Origin of the sequence: Paenactinomyces guangxiensis, from assembly GCF_016055185.1 — a bacterium.
Taxonomy (GTDB): domain Bacteria; phylum Bacillota; class Bacilli; order Thermoactinomycetales; family Thermoactinomycetaceae; genus Paenactinomyces; species Paenactinomyces guangxiensis.
The window spans coordinates 18,332-39,080 of the sequence record NZ_JAECVR010000011.1 but is presented as its reverse complement, the minus strand read 5'-3'; the positions used below and the strand labels follow the sequence as shown (position 1 = coordinate 39,080).

Sequence of the window (20,749 nt, the reverse complement as noted above, 5' to 3'; positions counted from 1 at the left end):
AGATAAATAGAGGACAGCCGGAGTGAAAGGGAGACTAAAATAAGGCTTTTGCGTTGTATATGATGAATATAACGCAAAAGCCTTTACCTTATTAAGGATCAAATAACATTTTTATCCACAAACACTGGAAAAGGTAGAAGAACATGCTGGAAAAATCAGATCAGATAGAATGGAAAAGTTTGGCTCACGCATACGGACCTGCAGAGAAGGATTTTTTGGTAAAGTAAGGGGATCAAAGGGATAGCTCCTGATACAACCATCCCCCAATCTTTTTCAGGCAAACACTCCAATGTCGATGATAAAGGATGGAAAGAGAAAGCCCCGGCTTGTAAAAGGCCGGGGTTCAATATTCATCCGGGATCGGCTTTGAATAAGGTTATGGATAAGAGGTTGATATAACCCTAAATCCGGAGTGAGACACTGATTTTTTACGTTGTAAATAATTTGCCTTCCAGAGCTCAATAGATCTTTCGGCTGATCTTTGCACAGATTTATTCGCATTCTTGCAATGGATAAAGATAACTGTTTATCTGAGCTTGCCATACTGATCACCGAATTTAACCACTTAGACAAAATTGACATTCCCTTTTCCTGATTGATTTTGATAGTTACGAATCATCATGCCGCTTGCCCTTTTCATTCCGATCTTTTCATAGTATGTTTGCAGTTCTTCATCACAAAGCAGGTCAATCATATACAGGTGTTTTAATTTCCCTAACATACGGTGAACCAATTCTTTTCCAATTCCCCGCCCCCGATAGGCTGGCAACACTTCCAAAAGTGGAATATATGCGGCTAAAACTCCGTCACTAACTGCATTGATAAACCCAATCACTTGGTTCACTTCTTCATCAATCGCAAGTACAACACGATAGCTGCCTTGAAGCAGTTTGAGATGCGTTTCTGGTGAAGGAGGATTCGTCCATCCTGCAAAAAATCCGCCTTGAAGCATATCAAAAGTAATTCCTTCAAGTGAAGAATCATATCTCATTTTGCGCAACCTCCTTTAACTGATGGATATCTTGGATCAGTAAAGATATGCTGGGGTACAACAGGCTTTATTTATATTTAAACACCTTTGAATCACAACGGGTCTTTCATCCAGCTCGGCATTGCAGTTTCCTTTTTTCGCTCACCCTCAACCCATTCTACCTTTAGGTTAAGAATATAAGACTTTTGATTGGGTTGGTTACGAGCAAAAAAAGAGCCATAACCGCTTCTATGGCAATTGGAGACTGCCAAACCTGTCACCTGTAAATTTTGCGGTCCTCTTCCTCCTTGTATAAACGGTCACCGGGCCAGCCGCGGGTTGCTGCTATGGCAACGTCTTTCGGATAACTTTCATAAAAATCAACATTTTCAGCGGATACTACCTCCACTCCATCGCCGTCACGTTATTTAACTTGACAGAGGTATGTTTTTAATATTCCAGATAGAACATCAAGAGCAGGTAAGTTTAACGCAGGTTGATAACTTCCTTTTTCCCGTTCCATCGGATTTCAACAGATTGAGAGGTATCCTTAGGATAGCCCCAAGAATTTTGTGTCATAGTCTCGGATTTTCCTTCTAAGTTGGTGATGAATGAACCTTTCTGAATGACTCGTTCCGGACTCTTCCAAGTAAACGTTGCTTCAAGAGCAGACTTGTTCTCCTGTTTGCCTTTATAGATAAACTGAATGCTTTCTTTTACGCGGAATCCTCGAATTTCGTATCTGCTGATAACACTCCATTCCTTTCCGAGGGCTTGACCACTTCCTCCTCGTTCTGGAAAGTTCCACAAATAAAATGCAGTTAAGATCAAAATAGTGATGCCGAATATAATGAATCCTTTCTTCATGAGCTCTCCATCCTTTTTCAGTGATTAAGAAGGACAGGAACATTCTCAAGTTCCAGTATAAAGAAAAAACGATTAAATTGATGCAATTAATGATGAAACAATTTTTACAAAAGCAGGTGGTCAAAAAAAACAGTTTGCCTTTATTCAAGGAAATTCCCCATCAGGTCTTTCATGGAGACATCTTCTTGAGAATAGGATCACGGGAAAAGATGTAATAGAAGGCAAGCAACAGCTTAAAGAAGCAATCGGAAAATAATCAGAGAAAAGGACAGTCTGTTTCGCCGTCCTTTTTTTGTGTACCTGGCATGGGCAGCCTATAGGGTGAAAGTGCCGAATGGAGACGTACAACAGAAATAGAAACCCGTCCCTCTTTCCTTCAACGCAACCTCACCGGACAAAAATCAAGTGCGTCACACGCGACCAGTTTTAATTCAATCCCGTCCACCACACCCTGGATCGCCTCATCAGCGGCATTGCCGTGCATGTGCCCGTACACGCACAGGGGGACACCATACTCTTTCATCAGATCCATAAACCCAGATTCTGTCGCATGTCGGGTAAGGGGAGGAAAATGCAGCATAACGATCTTTTCCGCCTCTGGATGTTCGCGGTGTGCTGCTTCCAGGGCAATCCGCAGACGGCCGACCTGGCGCTCGTAAATTTTGCGGTCCTCTTTCTGCTTGTAAAAACGGTCACCCGGCAGGTTCCAGCCGCGGGTTGCCGCTATGGCACGTCCTTCGGCCATGGTGTAATCAGCGTCGATCCATTCCATACCTTCGGGCAGGGCCTGGCGGACTTTTTTCTTGCTTTGTGCGTAATAACAATGATTTCCGGGCGACATGATTTTTTTGCCGGGCAATTGGCGAATCCAATCAAAATCATGGCGGGCTTCATCCAATTTCATAGCCCAGCTGATATCTCCGGGTATTAATACCGTATCTTCGGGTTGTACGGTCGCCAGCCAATGATCCCGGATCCGGTCGTAATGGCGGTCCCATCCAAACACATCCATCGGTTTCTCGATATCTGCTGCCGGATCAACCCCATACAAACTGACTGGTTTGTTAAATGATAAATGCAAGTCACTCAGTGCATAAATGGCCAACCGTATCCACGTCCTTCTATTCGTTTAACTTGCCGCCTGTTTTGCGGCTGAAACGATTCTTTCCTTTTTTTGTTATCAATCACTTGCGTTGTATGTTGAAAGTACCGCTACAAATTTATTTTACAGAAGGAGGAACCGGGTTTCAAAAAGAAAACCCCGGCTTATATAGGCCAGGGGTCAATGTTCAAGAACAGCCGGTGGTAGCCCCGCAGTCGAGGCAAACATAACAGGAACCGTTTCGTTTGGTCATTCCTCCGCATTCGATGCAGAGGGGGGCTCCGCTGCTGGCGCGAATCGCATCAATATTGCTGCTGCCCGGAGCTTCTGATTTTTCAACTGCTGAAGAAGCTTGATGTTTGTTTTCCTCCCTTACCGGAGGCTGGACGGATGTTGATTTTTTGTCCGGCTGCTTTTTCATGCGGTTTGCATAGCTTCTCAGTTCTTCTTTTTTCGGCGGTACCTGGACGAAGTCCGTTTTTTCGAGGTATTCCATCCCGAGCAGGCGGAAAACGTAATCAATCACAGAGGTGGCTATCTTGATGTTGGGATGATCAACCGTACCGGCGGGCTCAAAACGGGTAAATGTCAGCGAATCCACATATTTTTGCAACGGCACACCATGTTGCAATCCCAGGGAGACAGCCACTGCGAACGCATCAAGCATGCCTCTCATTGTACTTCCTGCTTTGTGCATGTCGATGAAAATCTCACCCAGAGAGCCATCTTCATACTCACCCGTGCGTACGAAGATTTTCTGGCCGGCAATACGAGCTTCCTGTGTAAAACCGTCCCGTTTACGTGGGAGGCGGCGGCGCACACTGGGAACATGGCCGGTAGCGACTACTTCTTTTAACTGGGCCGCTGGTGTGGGCGTGGCTGTCTCTGACGTTGCAGCCACACTTTCGGAAGTTGTTTCTTCTCTTTCTTCTGTTTGATCTCCACGGGCATTCAGGGGTTGTGAGCTTTTCGATCCATCCCGGTAGAGAGCAACCGCTTTGAGACCCCATTTCCATCCCTGTTCATAAGCATGCAAAATATCTTCCACGGTAGACTCATGGGGCATGTTGATTGTTTTTGAGATCGCACCGCTTAAAAACGGCTGTGCGGCAGCCATCATTCTGAGATGGCCCATATAGTGGATAAATCTTTTCCCGTGTTTCCCGCAAGGATTGGCCGTATCGAAAACGGGATAATGCTCTTCTTTTAAATGAGGAGCCCCTTCAGTCGTCATCATCCCGCAGATCACATCATTGGCTTCATCAATTTGTGCCCGGGTAAACCCGAGAGCACGGAGAAGATTGAAATCGGGAGCTTCGTACTGTTCCCGGGTGAAACCTAACCTCTCCAGGCAATCATCGCCCAGAGCCCAGCGGTTAAAGGCAAATGACAGTTCAAATACGGACGGCAACCCCTGTTCCACCCGGTCGAGGTCCGCATCTGTGAAACCTTTTTGTTTTAATGTTTCGCGGTTGATGTGCGGGGCCCCTGTCAGGGATAAAGTACCTGTCACATAACGCAAAATGTCCTCGATTTCAGCCTGGGAGTATCCGAGGTTTTTAAGGGCCGGGCGGATCGATTGGTTGGCAATTTTAAAATAGCCTCCACCGGCCAGTTTTTTAAATTTAACCAGTGCAAAGTCAGGTTCTACGCCGGTGGTATCACAATCCATGAGGAGACCGATTGTTCCGGTCGGTGCAAGCAAGGTGGTCTGCGCGTTTCGATACCCATATTTTTCACCCATGTGCAGAGCCTGGTCCCAGCTGGAGCGCGCTGCTTCCAGAAGGTCGGGCGGACACAGGGTCGGATGAATTCCCAGAGGGCAAATCTCCAAACCTTCGTATTCGGATTCCGGCGCGTTGTAGGCGGCACGGCGATGGTTGCGGATCACGCGCAACATATGCTCGCGATTGGTCGGAAACGCCTTAAACGGCCCCAGCTCTTTTGCCATTTCCGCCGAAGTCGTATAAGCAACGCCGGTCATAATGGCGGTGATGGCACCTGTGATTGCAAGCGCGCGATCAGAATCGTAAGGAATTCCGGACAACATCAAGACGGTTCCGATATTGGCATATCCCAGGCCTAACGTCCGGTACTCATAAGAGAGTTTGGCAATTTCCCTGGAAGGATACTGGGCCATCAGGACGGAGATCTCCAACACAATCGTCCACAGGCGGCAAGCATGTCGGAATGCCGGGATGTCAAATTGACAGGTATCCGCATCAAAAAATTTAACCAGATTGAGCGATGCAAGGTTACAAGCGGTATTGTCTAAAAACATATATTCCGAGCACGGGTTGGATGCATTGATCCGGTTGTGGCGGGCTCCCAGTTTTCCATCCATTCCCGCCGGGCAGGTATGCCATTCATTGATGGTTCCGTCATACTGTACACCCGGATCGGCGCATTCCCATGCAGCCTGTCCCACCTGTTTCCACAATTCTCTCGCCGGAATCTGCTTGCATACTTCACCTGTCGTCCGGAATCTTAAATCCCAGATACCGTCTTCTTCCAGTTTTTTAAAGAACTCGTGGGGTGCCCGAATGGAATTGTTTGAGTTTTGGCCGGAAACCGTTTCGTATGCTTCCCCGTTAAATGAAGGATCGTATCCCGCAGCGATGAGTGCTTTGACTTTTTTCTCTTCATGGGATTTCCAGTTGATAAACTCCTCCACATCCGGATGATCCATATCGAGACAAACCATCTTGGCCGCCCGGCGTGTGGTTCCTCCTGATTTAATGGCACCGGCGGCACGGTCCCCAATTTTTAAGAAGGAGAGAAGTCCTGAAGAAGTTCCCCCTCCTGACAGGGGTTCACCTTTACCGCGAATCGTCGAGAAGTTGGTTCCCGTCCCGCTGCCATACTTGAACAGGCGGGCCTCCCGCACCCATAAGTCCATAATCCCGTTTTCATTGACCAGATCATCATCCACCGATTGAATAAAACAGGCGTGTGGTTGAGGACGCCCATAAGCGCTGTCCGCTTTTTTCAGTTCTTCTGTGTTTGGGTCCACATAATAATGTCCCTGCGGCTTGCCCGTAATCCCATAGGCATAGTGTAAACCCGTATTAAACCACTGGGGTGAATTTGGAGCAGCCATCTGATGCAAAAGCATATAGACAAGTTCATCATAAAACGCCTGTGCATCTTCTTCCGTATCAAAATAGCCGTTTTTTTCTCCCCATTCCCTCCAGCAGCCGGCAAGGCGGTGAATCACCTGTTTTACGCTTGTTTCCGGGCCGGTCACCGGATTGCCCTCTTCATCAAGAATCGGGTTTCCGTCCGCATCAACCCGGGGAACACCCGCCTTGCGGAAATACTTGGAGATCATGATATCTGAGGCGACCTGGGACCACCCCTTGGGGATCTCCGCCCCTTTCATTTCAAAAACTACAGATCCGTCCGGGTTCGTGATCCGGCAGTCACGCCGTGAATACTCTACAGATTGGTACGGATCTTCACCAGCGCGGGTAAAAAACCTATGTATTTTCATTACATAACTTCCTTTCCTGTCCGGTTATCCATCACCTGTTCATTATACACTATATATAGTGATATTAACAATCCGCAACCACTATATATTGAAAAATTAGTTGATTGAAAATTGGGGTTGTGCTTTTCTTTACAATGATTCACACTAGAAATAACGATTAAAGATGGAGGAATGAACTTCATGCTACTATACGATAACCGAATCATTGAGCGTGAGCAAGCCAGGATTGATGTTGAGGATCGCGCTTACCAGTTTGGCGATGGAGTATATGAAGTGATCCGTGTCTATGGAGGACAACCGTTCCATCTAAAGGAGCATCTGGACCGCTTTCAAAGAAGCGCGAGGGAAGTGCGCCTTTCGCTGCCTTACCCGCTCGAACAATTGGAAGAGCATCTTTTTGAACTGATGCGCCGCACAGGATTGCAAGAAGGAAACCTCTACTTGCAGGTCAGCCGGGGAACCGCTCCAAGAACCCATGCTTTTCCTGCACAGGCACGTCCCCTGATTATCGCCTACACACAACCTTCCGCGCGGCCCCTGAAAGAACAGAATCAAGGGATTTGCGCCGTCACAACAGAAGATATCCGGTGGCTCCGCTGTGATATTAAAAGCCTGAATTTACTGGGTGCCGTCCTGGCCAAGCAAAAAGCGGCTGATCAAGGCTGCCAGGAAGCAATCCTGATCCGGGACGGAATTGTAACAGAGGGAAGCTCCACCAATATCTTTATTGTCAAAGACGGGACGGTATGGACACATCCTGCCGACCACCTCATTTTACACGGGATTACGCGGGATATCACATTACAATTAGCGGCTGTATTGCAAATTTCTGCCAGAACAGAAGCATTCGATAGTGCCGCCCTGTTCGACGCAGACGAATGCTTTATGACCAGTACAACGATGGAAATCTGTCCGATTATCAAAGTTGATGGCCAAACGATTGGAACAGGCTCACCCGGTCCGGTAACCCGAAGGCTGCAAGAAGCTTTTCAAAAACTGATCTCCTAATCAAATCTGTGTCTCTAAGCGGGATCTTTTTTCTACATCGCTGTTATAGGAAAAAAGATCCCTCATTTCAATTTATCATATATCTCTAAAATCAAGATCTAATGGGGACCCTTTTTTCGATTGTTTTTCCAACAGGCGATTCTCACGGTGCTTTAGTTCCCCCATTTGCTTCTGGATAAGGCTGGATCGCCGGAGCATCTTTTTTTGCAGCAACAGATCGATTGCCTGACGGGTATAATGGATCGCTTGATCCACATTGTGCTCCTGATGCTCATAATACTTGGCTAACTCCACATAGGGAGTAATATCCCATCCTGCTTCCTGCAGCCACTGCTCCCAGCAGCGGATTGCTTTAGGCCAATTTTTCTCCCGTTTCCACCATCCTGCAAGTGTCTGGTAAACTTCTCCCCGTAACGAGCGGGAAAGGGCCTGATCCTCAAGTACCCCTTCCAACCGCTGAGTCGCCCGCTCATGTTGTCCCCATTCCATCAGCCACTTCCCAATGGCAATCTTCTCATCTGCATTCACCTGTGCCGTTGTACCGTTCAAAGCCTTCAGCAAATGAATAAGCAGATAAACCAAAGAAAGAATGTCTAAACGGTTATGCTGAAAAACCCCCTCCAACAAAGAAAATTGACGGGAGCGAAGAAACTCGAAATAGAGTTGCGGAGCCAGATACCCGGGGACATCTTCTTTTCTGCGGATATGAAGACAGCTTGATTCTACCTCTTGCAACCGGCAAGAAGGCAAACATTTCTTCCATAATCTCCGGGCAGGATAAAGCAAATCCCCCTGGCTCAAATGGCCCGGGAGTGGCAAACGGTGGAGCGAAAATCTGGAGGCCACCAGATTCCAATCAAACGCTTTCCCGTTGTATGAGATGATCCCTTTAAACTGATTGATCCGACTGGCAAAATCGTGCAATAAGGAGGGTTCAGAGGAGATATCCGGCAGAAATAATTGTTCCAAAACAAAGGAATCCTCCTGAAAATAACCAAGGCCAAATAAAAAAATGGCGACACCCGTGCCCGTCCCCAACCCAGTGGTCTCTGTATCAAAAAAGAGCAAATCCTCAATGTTGATCCGCTCTTTTTTATGTGTGATCATCTCCAACAGCCCCAGATCTTCTCTGTACAATTCATGTAACTGATAGAGTCCCTCTCCTAACTCGAGTGAATATTGTGTGCGTTTGGCAAGGTACTTGCCCCACTCGTTTTCTTGCCAGGAAAATCCTTGCCATTGGGTTGTGTCCTGTTCAGGAGAGGTTTTGGTTGGCGGTGGGGTTATTTTTTTATGATGAATATCCCGCAATCGATCCCTGAGGGAACGCATATGATCAACTCCGCTAGGTTCCTGCTTCTATTTTAACTGATTATGTTGAATAAATCATGCAGAATCTGCTTGCAAGCGTATCTTGCCTTTTCCCGCATATAAAAAGACCGGAATCATCTGTCCCGGTCTTATCCACTCCTGATCTGTTGTTATGGATTTGTTTCGATCAGCTGAAAGCCTTTTGCGTTGCGGAGAGTAAGATCCTTCAGGGCAATCGGAGTATCGGTGGGATGTTCAATCATCGCCACATTGGACCCATGAGTTAATTTGATCTGCAACTGGTCCACGACCAGGGTTACCGCCACTTGAATTGGCTCATTCTTGTCCAATTCCCACTCGATGGCTTTTTCATTGATGATCTCCAATTTGTCCTGGATGCGATAAAGTTTCGCCTTTTTATTTTCCCAGATAAACCGGTAATGGCTGCCATCAGCTGCTTGTATATCCATATGTAACGGATCTCCATCTTCGGGAGGAATCATCTTAAATTCGGACACGGCTGCTGCGTTAATACGAATCTGAGTCTTCGGAAACACGTTCAAACGGTTGAGTTTCCGTTCATCCACAGTCAGAATCCCCTGACCTGAATCGATTTGCCAGGGCTGGCCATTCATCCAGGCTTTTTCAACACTTTGCTTGTCAGGAACCTCATTGATCTCCGGAGTAAACAGAGTGGCTCCTTCCCGGCCGTGAAAACTTAAAGTCAACTCGGCATCCACTGCTGAGGTACCCACAGCCATCCACTTATCTGTCGCTCCTTCTTCATAAATGAAAACACGGAGGGGTTCACTCGGAAAATAATACAATTCAAACCAATATGTCTGCTCTGGTTTGATCCGGTACCCGGACCCGGAGTTACTGAGTTCATACTCTTTATCTCCCGCTTTTTGAAAAAGAACGATTCTTCCTTTTTTGTCTATTTTGGTCCCATATGCCGCTTGTTTGTCCTTGGTTTCCAGCAGCGCGACAAATTCATTATGTTGTTGCAGGCTAAACTTCCCCTGAATTCTGGAAGGTCCTTTTATCATATGCGGAAACGTATAAGACGTTTGTTTATTCGTAAATAAAACTGATTGCATAAGTTCGTTTTGAGCTTCACCCTTCTTTTGACTGTCCCGTGGGGATAAGGCAACACTCGCTCCGGGATAAAATTGATAGATCGCAATGGTGATCAGAACCATTACGGCTGCAACAATAGAAAGAATGGTGTAAATAGATCTCTTTTTCTTGCTGTCCCGGCTCAGCCCCTTGTCAGTTCTCTCCCTGGATGAAACAAATCGTTCCAACGCCTGAAGTGAATCTTGAAAACTGATTTTGGGGTCCAAAGTCTGAAGAGCCAATTTAGCTATTTTAGCAGGAACCTGTTTACTTTCCAACTGCTTTTCACATTGTTTTGGACCGCCGGCAGGGGCCTGTCCCGTCAGGAGATAGTAAAGGAGTTCACGCCACTTTTCATCGATAGAAGATTGGCTTTCATCTTTGATGTGATAGAAGAGCAGCGTTGGTTTAAACCCATTCAACAAGATATTTTTCGGATCTAAAGTCGCTCCTAACGAAAGAGGCAGCTGTTCCAAATCATTCAGGGTTTGGAATAGATGATACGTAATGTGAAGCGCTTTTTCCGGTTCCATCGCCCGTTCTTTGTTCACCAGCAAGGGCAACGGGTCCCCGGCAAAAGGTGGATGAACCAGCAACAGTTGATCCTCTTCCTCCATCACATCCAATATAGGAGCCAGATGGGGATGTTGCAGTCTGCGCATTGCATCCTGGTAACCATCAGGCAGAGGGCGACGGGGGATTCTGATGCTTTGGAGAAAAACCTGGGCACCATCCGAAGATTTCGCCTGCAGAAGTTGTCCGGAGAAAAAATTAATTACATCTTCTACCTGAAACCTTTCGTAATACCGACGCTTTTTAATTTGTTCCTGTTTCAACTGCTTTTCCCCTAACCTTTAAAAATGAAATAGCCATAAATTGTAAATAATTGCAAACTATTTGCTGGCATCTTTATGCTAACTATAAGCAATAGAAAAATCAAGACAAAATTCAGGCTAGGTCATAAAATAAAACGGCTGAAGGCAAAAATTTTTTATATCATTTGAGGTTTTCTCTTGATTGCCAACCAGATCAGCTCTCTTGCGGGATTTCAACATACATCTCCTCTTGAATCGGTATTGTTCCCTTCTTGACAAGAATAGGATAATCATGGTGGTAGATGAGGGATTCCCTTTCGTTCCCCTGCTCGATTTCAATTTTTATTAATGTATACTCATTATAAATTTTTATCGTAGCAGGAAGTTTAGAATTCCAATCCCATGGCACCTTTTTGGTAGCTGTAGTCTTTTGATCATCCACCCGAATGAACTCCAGGACATTATTCTTTCTCCAGATAAATTTAAATTGAGTGGCTTCAGCTGTTTCAAGATTGACTTGAATAGGGTTTTTGGGAGGGAGGCTCGTATAGGAAAAAACAAAAGAAAAATACCCCGGCTTTGTCATCTGCCATTGGGATCCCGGTTGAATCCACATCCCTTTCTCATCCATCTGCACTTCTCCATCAACTAAATCCCACGGGCGTCCTTCCTGCCATTTATTAATTGCTTCCTGACTGTTTTCATAGTGGGAAAGCACCACTTGACTCACCTGTGTTCTCTTGTTCCCCCTGAATCTGAAACGATAGTTTTCATCTTTCATCACCGGGCCCACGGTCACCCATTGAGCCTTTTTATTCAATTCCCTGACGGAAATGCGCAACCGTTCATTGGGTATGTAATACATATCCACTTGATATGTCCGATTTGTATCTAGATTAATATATTTGGTTCTCCGTTCACTTGGCTTCCCGTATACCTGCTCCTGTTGCTCACCGACAACCCTTAATTCAGCAGTTGAGTCAATGCCGATTCCATATTGATAAGAAGTCTCTTCTGAAAGAAAATATGCGGTAAAAGGAGCATGGCGATCCTGGGTGATCTGAAATTGAATATGTGTAACACCGCGAATCGTTTCTTTTGTTAACTGGCTGCTCAAATCATCACCTTTAAATGTAAGAGCAGGTATTTGCTCAAAGACTCCCGTTTGATCAGATGACGACTGCTGAGCGGGAGTAATGGCCTCACCGCTGTTGATCACATCGGAACTCATAACAAAATATCCCGCCACAAGAATGGAAATGATGGCAGCACTCACCGCTGTCGGAACCATTAAAGGATGAAATTCTTTTCTTTTCTGGCTAACGGGAATGTCCGTATTTTTTGCCAGTTGAAGAATGTCGTTCAATGAACGGCGCGGGTTTAAACTTTCTTTTATCAAGTTCTGAACCGGCCTTGGAATATCAAAATCAAGTTTGATCTCAGAAACTAACGGATACCGTTTTTCATCAAACCGGGTTCCTGTTATCAAATAATAGAGTAAGCTTCTCCATTCCTCATCTTGCTGCACTTTTCGTCCCGGACTGCTGATATCAAAAAAAAGCAAATAGGGATGTTTTCCATCCATCACAATATTTCTCGGGTCCAAGGTAGTCAGAATTGGAAGGGGCAATTCCGTCAAATCCTTAACCGTCTGCAGCAATTGACGGTATAAGTATATGGCTGACTGATAAGGCATAGGCTTCTCAGGGGTAACTAAAAGAGTCAGGGGTTCACCTGATACAATCGGATGAACAACCACCGCCGATTGTCCGTCTTCATAAATGTCCCATACCGGAACCAGATGGGGATGTTTTAATTTCCGCAGGCTTTCTTTGCAATTAACGGGAAGCAGATCCTTGCTTTTCAGTTCATGCAACAAAACTTGTGTCCCTTCCGGAGACCGGGCCAGCAGCAATGAACCGCGGGAAAAAGTAAGGACATCTTCAACTTGGAAGTGTTCATAATACTTTTTCTGAATCTCCATTTGAATACACTCTTCCTTTCAAAAAGGAGTACCGTTCTTTCCGATTGACTTCCAAGATGTAAAGGTATAGAACCGTATGTATAATACTAAACATTTAATTTACAAAAATCAATCAATTTAGAGATGAAATTGGGTCATTTCTATGCAATTTAATTAAAAATAGCCTTGCCTCCGGGAGGGCAAGGCCCAAAATGAAGCCGTTCACATCAAGTAAAATAATCCAAAAGCTTTAGCGTCAGATCTTTTGCTCCTTCTCCTGTTTCAACAACCGGGCCAACACAGGAAGGACATCCCTCTTTGCAAGGGCATTTTCTAATATGGTTTTTAGCGATTGACATTAACTGGTCATGTAACTCAAACAGTTTATCGCTGAGACCTACTCCGCCTGGTACTTTATCGTACAGATAGATGGTGGGCTTTTTCGAGTGGACAGCTCTGATCTGTGCTGAAACACCTATATCCCGCGGATCACACATCAGGTACAAAGGGGCCAGGTGAGCAAGCACATTGCTGAGACCAATAAGACCTGACTGCAATTCATTTTGGCTGAAACATGCAAGATCCGGATGGTTGAGGGTCACCCAGTAGGCGGTCGTGTGCATTTCCTGCTCCGGAAGATGTACCGGGCCTGAGCCAATGTTTTCGTGGGAATACAATTTTATCTTTTTAAAAAGTGTAACCAGAGCATTAACAGTTACTTCACCCAAACTGCGGGTGTGTTTTGCAAAGGTGTCCTCACGGTCTACTTGCAATACACGCAATTGTACTGCCAGATTGGCGTCCGTGTAGTAATCGACATTAACCCGGCGGACATAGGCTTTTTTCTCCTCCAGATCCAATTTCTCTACCTGGTACTGGACTCCTTCATGTAAATAAATGGCTTCCTCATGCAAATACATGGGGGCACTGAAGCGGTCCACTTCTCCGATAACCTGATGGCGAGCGGTTTCCGAGATGTCAATAATAACGACATTTTCCTGGTCTGCGGTGCGCAGACTGATCTCCTTGGCCGGGAAAGATTGATCCATCCAATACCATCGGTCCCCGGACCGGTGTAAAATATTTTCTTCCACTAAAAAGTCGAGAATTTCTTCAGTGGTTGTAACGCCAAATTGCTCGCCCCGCTCAAACGGCAACTCGTAGGCAGCGCATTTGATATGATTAACGAGGATAATCAGGTTATCGGGTTGTACCAGCGCGTATTCAGGCGATTGACGGAGAAAATATTCCGGATGTTGAATCACATACTGGTCAAGAGGATTGGAGGAAGCAACTATAATCTGGAGCGAAGAACCATGCCTGCGCCCTGCCCTGCCGGCCTGCTGCCAGGTGCTGGCAATACTTCCGGGATATCCGCAAATAATACACGCCTCCAACTGGCCGATATCAATTCCTAACTCCAGAGCATTGGTACTGACTACGCCGCGAATCTCCCCGGATCTTAAGCCGCGCTCAATTGATCTTCTCTGATTGGGAAGATAGCCCCCACGATAGCCTCTTACTTTGCCCGGCAATATATTTTGCAGATATGTGAGCAGAACTTCAACCCGAACCCGGCTCCTCGCGAAAACAATGGTTTGTATATCGTTGACAAGCATTTCTTCTGCCAGGCGGCGGGCTTCTAACAGACTGCTGCGTCGGATTCCCAGGGATGCATTAACCACAGGCGGATTATAAAAAACCAGATGCTTTTCTCCGCTGGGCGCGCCATTGTTATCCACCAGGGCCATCTCCGTGCCGGTTAATGTTTCCGCAAAGGAAAGAGGATTGGCAATCGTCGCCGAAGAACAGATAAACTGAGGGTCTGCCCCATAATGGCGGCAGATGCGCTTCAACCGCCGCAAAACATTGGCAAAATGGCTTCCAAATACCCCCCGGTAAGCATGGAGTTCGTCAATCACAATATAGCGGAGATTCTCAAATAGCTTCACCCATTTGGTATGATGGGGAAGGATCGCCTGATGCAGCATATCCGGATTGGTTACGACAATATTCCCCGCGCGCCGAATTGCCTGCCGTGCCGAAGCTGGGGTGTCACCATCATATGTATACCCTTTAATATCCCTGCCCGTCCGTTCAATCCATGTGTTCAATTCCGCCATCTGGTCATAGGCCAAAGCTTTTGTCGGAAAAATATAAAGAGCACGCGCCTGATCATTTTGAAGAATCGTATGGAGAACAGGCAAATTATAGCAAAGTGTTTTTCCCGATGCCGTCGGAGTAACGACCACTGCACTCTTCCCTGCCAATACTTGTTCCACAGCCGTTGCCTGATGAGTGTAGAGCTGATTAAACCCCTGTTCTTTTAAAGCGGAAGTGAGATCTGGATGAAGTTCTTCCGGTAAAGGGGCATACCTGGCTTCTCTGGGGGGAATCACTTCCCAGTGGGTCACGTTGTGTAACATATCTTGACGAAAGCGCAACTGGTCAATCACCATTTGAATGTTCAAACAGGAATCCCCCTTTCTTCGCTTCTGCTTTTACCTTTTCAGGTTCCATTCCTCACTTCCATAACGCTTCTGCACCAGTTCATCTGCCAGTTGTTTTTCGTAGTCGGTCAACTCTGCTTCTTCAAACTGTAATCCCATCCCTCTGCAAAACCCTTGATAAAAAGCAGTGACGGCCTGCATGATCGATACCGGTTTCTCCCTCAGCCGGTTGATGGCAACTGCCTTATCGGCAAAGTTTTGTTTTAACCGCTCTTTTACTCGTTCCGAAGGAAACCGCAGCACGTCAAACAACAAGTCCTCATCCATGTCTAATAAAATAGACCCGTGTTGCAGGATGACTCCGCGTTGCCGGGTCTGTGCGCTGCCGGCAACTTTTTTCCCCTCAAGGACCAGTTCATAATCGGAGGGGGAATCAAAACAGGCCGATGAAGAGTGGGACTTCTCCGTGTATTCAGGGAGAGACAGGTATGCATTCATCCCCAGGCGGCGAAAACCTTCCAATAATCCCTGGCTGATCAAGCGATAAGATTCACTGATTGATGAGGGCATCATTGGATGATCTTCGGAAACGATAATACTATAAGTCAACTCTTGATCATGCAAAACAGCCCGGCCCCCTGTCATACGCCGGACAAAGCCGACCCCTGCTGCTTTCAGCCGCTCAAAATCAACCTCCTTCTTCGCTTTTTGAAAGTATCCAATCGACAGCGTCGCCGGATTCCATCCATAGAATCGCAGCGTAGGTGGTACTTTCCCTTCACGATGTGCAATGATGATCGCTTCATCAATAGCCATATTTTGTGACGATGAATATACTTTATATGGTAAAAATCTCCATTTCTGCAATATAAACGCCCTCTCTGATCTGATTATCGGTTTCATTGTAGCTCGTCCTAAACAAAAAGAACAAGCACCATTTCTTTTCAACTTCCATTATATCGGATATCAAACAAATTATTTCATAGTTTATTGATTATTTATTCTAGTATTAAAGTATTGAATCTTATATCCGTTATATTTAAAATATAGATGTGTCCAATAGTATATTTTCAATCTACAACAGGGACAGGAGGGAAAATAAGTAAATATAAAAAAATAAAAATAGAAACACAACCAAACGAACTGGCTTTTTAAAGAAATGGGAGAGGGGTCGTTTTTATTGAAAAGAAAACAACGCCGTTTCCTCGCACTCAGTTGGTTTTTGTGCTCTTTGCTGCTTATCAGCATGATTTTTCCCCCAATATCGTACGCAAAAGCCGATCCAAAAGCAAGCACCTCTCTACTGGAAAACTATGACTTAAAATCTAAAACCTCTAAGGATAAAATCAGTCCTAAATTGATTGATCAGTTTAAACAGAACAAAAATGTTACCTTCTTAATAAAATTTAAGCAACAGGCCGACACCAAAAACGTAGCGGCTGAAACTGCCAAAAAAGCGAAAGCACAAAAACAGACCTCAGCAAAAGCAGAATTGATGAAACGTTCCGCCGTCGTCTCCTCCCTTCGGGCCACCGCCACTGAAACCCAACACAAAGTAAAGCAATATTTAAATGAGCAAAAGAAGAAGGGACTGGTAAAAGAAATCCAATCCTTCTATATTGTTAATGCCATCGCTGTCACAGGTACAGAGGAAGTGATGAATAAGCTGGCCATCTTCCCTGAAGTAGACAAGATTTTACCGAATGAAACCAGACAGTTAATCGGGATTGAGCATAAGAAGCTTGCTGAAAAAAGCAGCAAATCATCGGTGAACCAAAAAACCAATGCAAAAACGACTTCCATCGAGTGGAATATTGAACAAGTCGGCGCTCCCCAGGTATGGAAGATGGGCATTGACGGTTCAGGCACGGTTGTGGCTAATATCGACACAGGTGTACAGTGGGACCATCCGGCATTAAAAACAAAATACCGCGGTTACAACCCGGCTCAACCGGACCAGCCCAACCATCTTTTCAACTGGTTTGACGCTGTCAACGGACAAGCTGCTCCCTATGATGACCTGGAACATGGAACCCATACCATGGGTACGATGGTGGGTTCGGAACCGGGAGGAGCAAATCAGATCGGGGTTGCCCCCGGAGCCAAATGGATTGCCGTTAAAGCCTTTTCGGAGAACGGAGGAACAGATATTGATCTGTTGCAAGCGGGGGAATGGATTCTGGCTCCCAAAGACGCACAGGGAAATCCCCACCCGGAACAAGCCCCTGATGTGGTAAACAATTCCTGGGGCGGCGGACCGGGGATGGATGAATGGTACCGCCCGATGGTACAAAACTGGCGAGCCGCAGAAATCTTCCCGGAATTCTCCGCCGGTAACACAACATTAACCAATCCGGGCGGACCCGGTTCCGTTGCTACACCAGCTAACTATCCTGAATCATTCGCCACCGGGGCTACTGATATCAACAACCGTTTGGCCAGTTTTTCTTTACAAGGTCCCTCTCCCTATGAAGAAATTAAGCCGGAAGTTTCCGCACCGGGTGTCAACATCCGCTCTTCAGTCCCCGGCGGAACGTACCAGGGCGGCTGGAATGGTACTTCGATGGCCGGGCCCCATGTCGCGGCAACAGTCGCTCTCTTAAGACAAGCAAATGCCTCACTCACTGTTGAACAAATAGAAGAAATCTTACTTGACACCGCCATTCCATTAACAGATTCCAATTTCCCCGAGTCTCCGAATAACGGTTACGGTCACGGCCTGGTTAACGCCTTTAACGCCGTCTCCTCAATTCTAAATGGATTGGGCCAGGTTCACGGTCAAGTTGTTCGTGAGGGTGAGGACAATGAACCTCCTGTCTATCAACATACTCCCCAAAGCGAAACCTATCTTGGCTTTGAATTGCCCCTTACCATCAGCGTACAGGACAATGTCAGCATCAGAAAAGCTGAACTGCAATACCGCTCAGATGAAAATACCGAATGGCAAACAGTGGAAGCCAAACGAACCGCAGGGGACTATCGCAACGGAACCTTTCAGGCAATTATACCAAGCGACGCTATTAAAGAGCCTAAAATCACCTATCACTGGCGGATTACCGACTACGGCCAAAACTCGGTAACCTCTGACCATTACGAGATCCCCGTCAAGTCCGGTGCCACCATCGGCTACCGTCAGGATTTTGAAACTGCGCCTGTCGGCTGGTATTCTTACGGATTCCAAAACAGCTGGGAATGGGGCGTACCCACCTCCGGACCCTCATCTGCAGCATCCGGTGAAAAAGTGTATGCGACTAATCTGGATGGCAATTATAACAACGGTGCAGACATGACCCTGGTTATGCCTCCGTTTGAGTTGCCGCAAGGCAATGCCTATCTGCATTTTAAGCACTGGTATGAACTGGAACAAAACTATGACTACGGCCATGTACTTGTATCAACTGACCGAGAGAACTGGGTCCAGCTCGCCCGGTACAATCATGTTTCCGGCGGTTGGATCAATGGTGAAGTTGACTTGTCTCAATACGCCGGACAACGAATTTATATCGCTTTCCATGTCCGTGCGGATAACAGTATTGAAAAACAAGGCTGGTATCTCGACGATGTCACCCTGAGTGCCATCCCGTTCAATCCGGCCGCCAAGGCACAACCGGACTTACTGAAACAAAAAGTACTGGGTGCAAAAGCGAACCAGCCGGCAAAAAACAAGCAGCCGGTCCATCCGGAAAAGATGAAACCATCTAAATTGCAAAACATCCTTGCACCAACAGCAATCACGGTTAAAAATCAGTCCGCTCAACCCGCATCCCTGCCTCTCGGGGCCCGGGTCAGCGTTTTGGAAACCGGACAATCTGTGTCGACAAACCCGGCAGATGGCAGTTACTCCATCACTCATCCTGTCGGTGAGTATACATTAAGGGCTGAGACCTACGGGTACCGTTCGGTGGATCAATCGGTAAACATCCCGGCTGATGGGACAACAGAGGCCAACTTTACTTTGCACCCCATTCCCAAAGGAACGGTAAGCGGAACAGTCACCAATAAGCAAACGGGACAGCCTGTAGCCGGGGCAACACTCCTGCTCATGGAAGATGCAGCAATTCAACCTATTCAAACTGACGAAAACGGCCACTTCTCTATCACCGCTTACGAAGGAACCTATACATTACATGTGACAGCTCCCCACTATTACAGCCAGGATGTAAACATTACCATCCCGGGGAACGGAAACATTGAACAAAACGTATTACTCAAACCTTTCATCGGCCATCCTGGAGAAATCGGCTACGATGACGGAACACCAGAAGATGCACGGGCCTACACCGAAGCCGGAAACGGCTGGGCTGTTAAAATGTCCCTCCCGCAAGGCCAGAAGCATGCAGTAGTTACCGCCGCTCTCTTCCGTTTCTGGGATACCAGTTGGCCGGATCCGGGCGGAACCAACTTCAGAGTAGCTGTCTATGATGCCAGCGGCCCGGACGGTGCACCTGGCAAAAAGTTGGCCGGTCCCTTTGAAGCTACCGCCCTCCGCAACGGAGAATGGACCGTCGTCGACCTCGCAGAGAAAGGGATTTTCGTAAACGGTGACTTCTACATGGTTTATCTGCAAACCACTCCCTATCCCCATTCACCCGGTCTGGGAGCCGATCTTAGCGGAGAGTATGCGGGCCGCAGCTGGAGATTGGCTGGCGGTGCCTGGTCACCAACTCCCAGAGATTATGGAAACTTTATGATTCGGGCACGTGTCAACTATGAAGTCACCCCGCCGGTGATCACTTCACCCAGGGACGAATCCCATATCAACCAATCAACCATTACCGTAGAGGGAAAAGCAGCTCCAACCACCCAGGTACACATCTTCAACAAAGGAAATGAAGTGGCTGCCGTACCTGCCAGAGATGACGGCACCTTCTCGGCCGAGATCACCCTGCAGAACGGTGAAAACATTCTGACAGCCACGGCTTCCAAGGAAAACGGCACTACCGAACCCTCAGAGCCGGTTAAGGTGATACTGGATCAGACTAAACCCGTGCTCACGATTGAGAGCCCCACTGATGGCTTTAAAACAAACCGGGAAGCAATCACTATCACCGGGAAAGCTACTGATGAACACCTGGCCGGGGTGAAAGTCAACGGCCAACCGGCCACCGTTGGGGAAGACGGAACCTACACCTTGCGCCTGCTTCTCAACAATGGCGAAAACAAATTCACCGTCAAAGCGGCCGACCTTGCTGGAAATGAAACAAGCAATCAGGTGAGTGTCTATGCGAAAATTGAAGCCCCGCCAATTGAAAATCTCAAACCTGATCAAGATGTGAGACTAAAAACAGGACAGACGGTGAAAATTGAGTTAGATAGTGAACCCGGTTTAAAAGGTTCCTTTGTCATTCACATGCCACTTACTGACCTTCCCAAAATTTCCCCCGCCAACGCCACGGAGCTGCCATTAATGGAACAAGGGGAAGGGCATTATGTCGGATACTGGACCGCTACCAAAGGAAAAATAAATGGAGCCCGAATTGAAGTCATCTTAAAAGATGATTATGGAAACGTATCCCGAAAAATCGCCGCAGGCAAGCTGTATGTCAATGTAAGACCAAAATAAAAGCAACTGCTTCCGGAAGAGCGTAAAGCCGGGTAACAATGCCCGGCTTTATCATATATACAGAGATCCCCCTGTAACGGATGAACTG

11 protein-coding genes are annotated in these 20,749 nt (G+C 46.7%); 2 read left to right on the top strand and 9 right to left on the bottom strand.

Features of this window, described 5'->3' with window-relative positions; translation table 11 throughout:
• Nucleotides 1-565: 565 nt before the first annotated feature.
• From I8U27_RS11395 to I8U27_RS11380, 4 genes are all read right to left on the bottom strand, one after another.
• The gene (locus I8U27_RS11395) at nucleotides 566-991 is read right to left on the bottom strand and encodes a GNAT family N-acetyltransferase (protein ID WP_181752192.1); all 426 of its coding nucleotides are present in this window, start codon (nucleotides 989-991) and stop codon (nucleotides 566-568) included.
• A 465-nt stretch (nucleotides 992-1,456) separates the two neighbouring features.
• Nucleotides 1,457-1,837, bottom strand: a complete 381-nt coding sequence (locus tag I8U27_RS11390; RefSeq protein ID WP_181752191.1) for a hypothetical protein — start codon at nucleotides 1,835-1,837, stop codon at nucleotides 1,457-1,459.
• A 376-nt stretch (nucleotides 1,838-2,213) separates the two neighbouring features.
• The gene (locus tag I8U27_RS11385) at nucleotides 2,214-2,942 is read right to left on the bottom strand and encodes a metallophosphoesterase (protein WP_181752190.1); all 729 of its coding nucleotides are present in this window, start codon (nucleotides 2,940-2,942) and stop codon (nucleotides 2,214-2,216) included.
• A 184-nt stretch (nucleotides 2,943-3,126) separates the two neighbouring features.
• Complete coding sequence (locus I8U27_RS11380) at nucleotides 3,127-6,432, bottom strand: vitamin B12-dependent ribonucleotide reductase (RefSeq protein ID WP_181752189.1); 3,306 nt, start codon at nucleotides 6,430-6,432, stop codon at nucleotides 3,127-3,129.
• A gap of 180 nt (nucleotides 6,433-6,612) precedes the next feature.
• Here I8U27_RS11380 and dat point away from each other — a divergent pair, with 180 nt between their 5' ends.
• A complete protein-coding gene (gene dat / locus I8U27_RS11375; RefSeq protein WP_181752188.1) occupies nucleotides 6,613-7,440 on the top strand; it encodes a D-amino-acid transaminase in 828 nt (275 codons plus the stop codon).
• Between the two features lie 75 nt (nucleotides 7,441-7,515).
• Here dat and I8U27_RS11370 read toward each other — a convergent pair whose 3' ends face one another.
• The 5 genes from I8U27_RS11370 to I8U27_RS11350 all read right to left on the bottom strand — a co-directional run bounded on the left by I8U27_RS11370 (nucleotide 7,516) and on the right by I8U27_RS11350 (nucleotide 15,965).
• Nucleotides 7,516-8,772 (bottom strand): ribonuclease H-like domain-containing protein, encoded by a 1,257-nt coding sequence (locus I8U27_RS11370; RefSeq protein WP_181752187.1) that lies wholly within the window; start codon nucleotides 8,770-8,772, stop codon nucleotides 7,516-7,518.
• A 149-nt stretch (nucleotides 8,773-8,921) separates the two neighbouring features.
• Entirely contained in the window at nucleotides 8,922-10,706 is a 1,785-nt protein-coding gene (locus I8U27_RS11365; RefSeq protein WP_181752186.1) for a hypothetical protein, read from the bottom strand.
• A 193-nt stretch (nucleotides 10,707-10,899) separates the two neighbouring features.
• The gene (locus I8U27_RS11360) at nucleotides 10,900-12,669 is read right to left on the bottom strand and encodes a protein kinase family protein (protein ID WP_181752185.1); all 1,770 of its coding nucleotides are present in this window, start codon (nucleotides 12,667-12,669) and stop codon (nucleotides 10,900-10,902) included.
• Between the two features lie 206 nt (nucleotides 12,670-12,875).
• Nucleotides 12,876-15,107: a DEAD/DEAH box helicase gene (locus I8U27_RS11355; RefSeq protein ID WP_181752283.1), complete on the bottom strand. Its 2,232-nt coding sequence runs from the start codon at nucleotides 15,105-15,107 to the stop codon at nucleotides 12,876-12,878.
• Between the two features lie 42 nt (nucleotides 15,108-15,149).
• On the bottom strand, nucleotides 15,150-15,965 hold the full coding sequence (locus I8U27_RS11350; RefSeq protein WP_181752282.1) for a lipoate--protein ligase family protein: 816 nt from the start codon (nucleotides 15,963-15,965) through the stop codon (nucleotides 15,150-15,152).
• Nucleotides 15,966-16,257: 292 nt separating this feature from the next.
• Between I8U27_RS11350 and I8U27_RS11345 the strand changes: the two genes are divergently transcribed.
• Entirely contained in the window at nucleotides 16,258-20,661 is a 4,404-nt protein-coding gene (locus tag I8U27_RS11345; RefSeq protein ID WP_181752184.1) for a S8 family serine peptidase, read from the top strand.
• Nucleotides 20,662-20,749 lie beyond the last annotated feature (88 nt).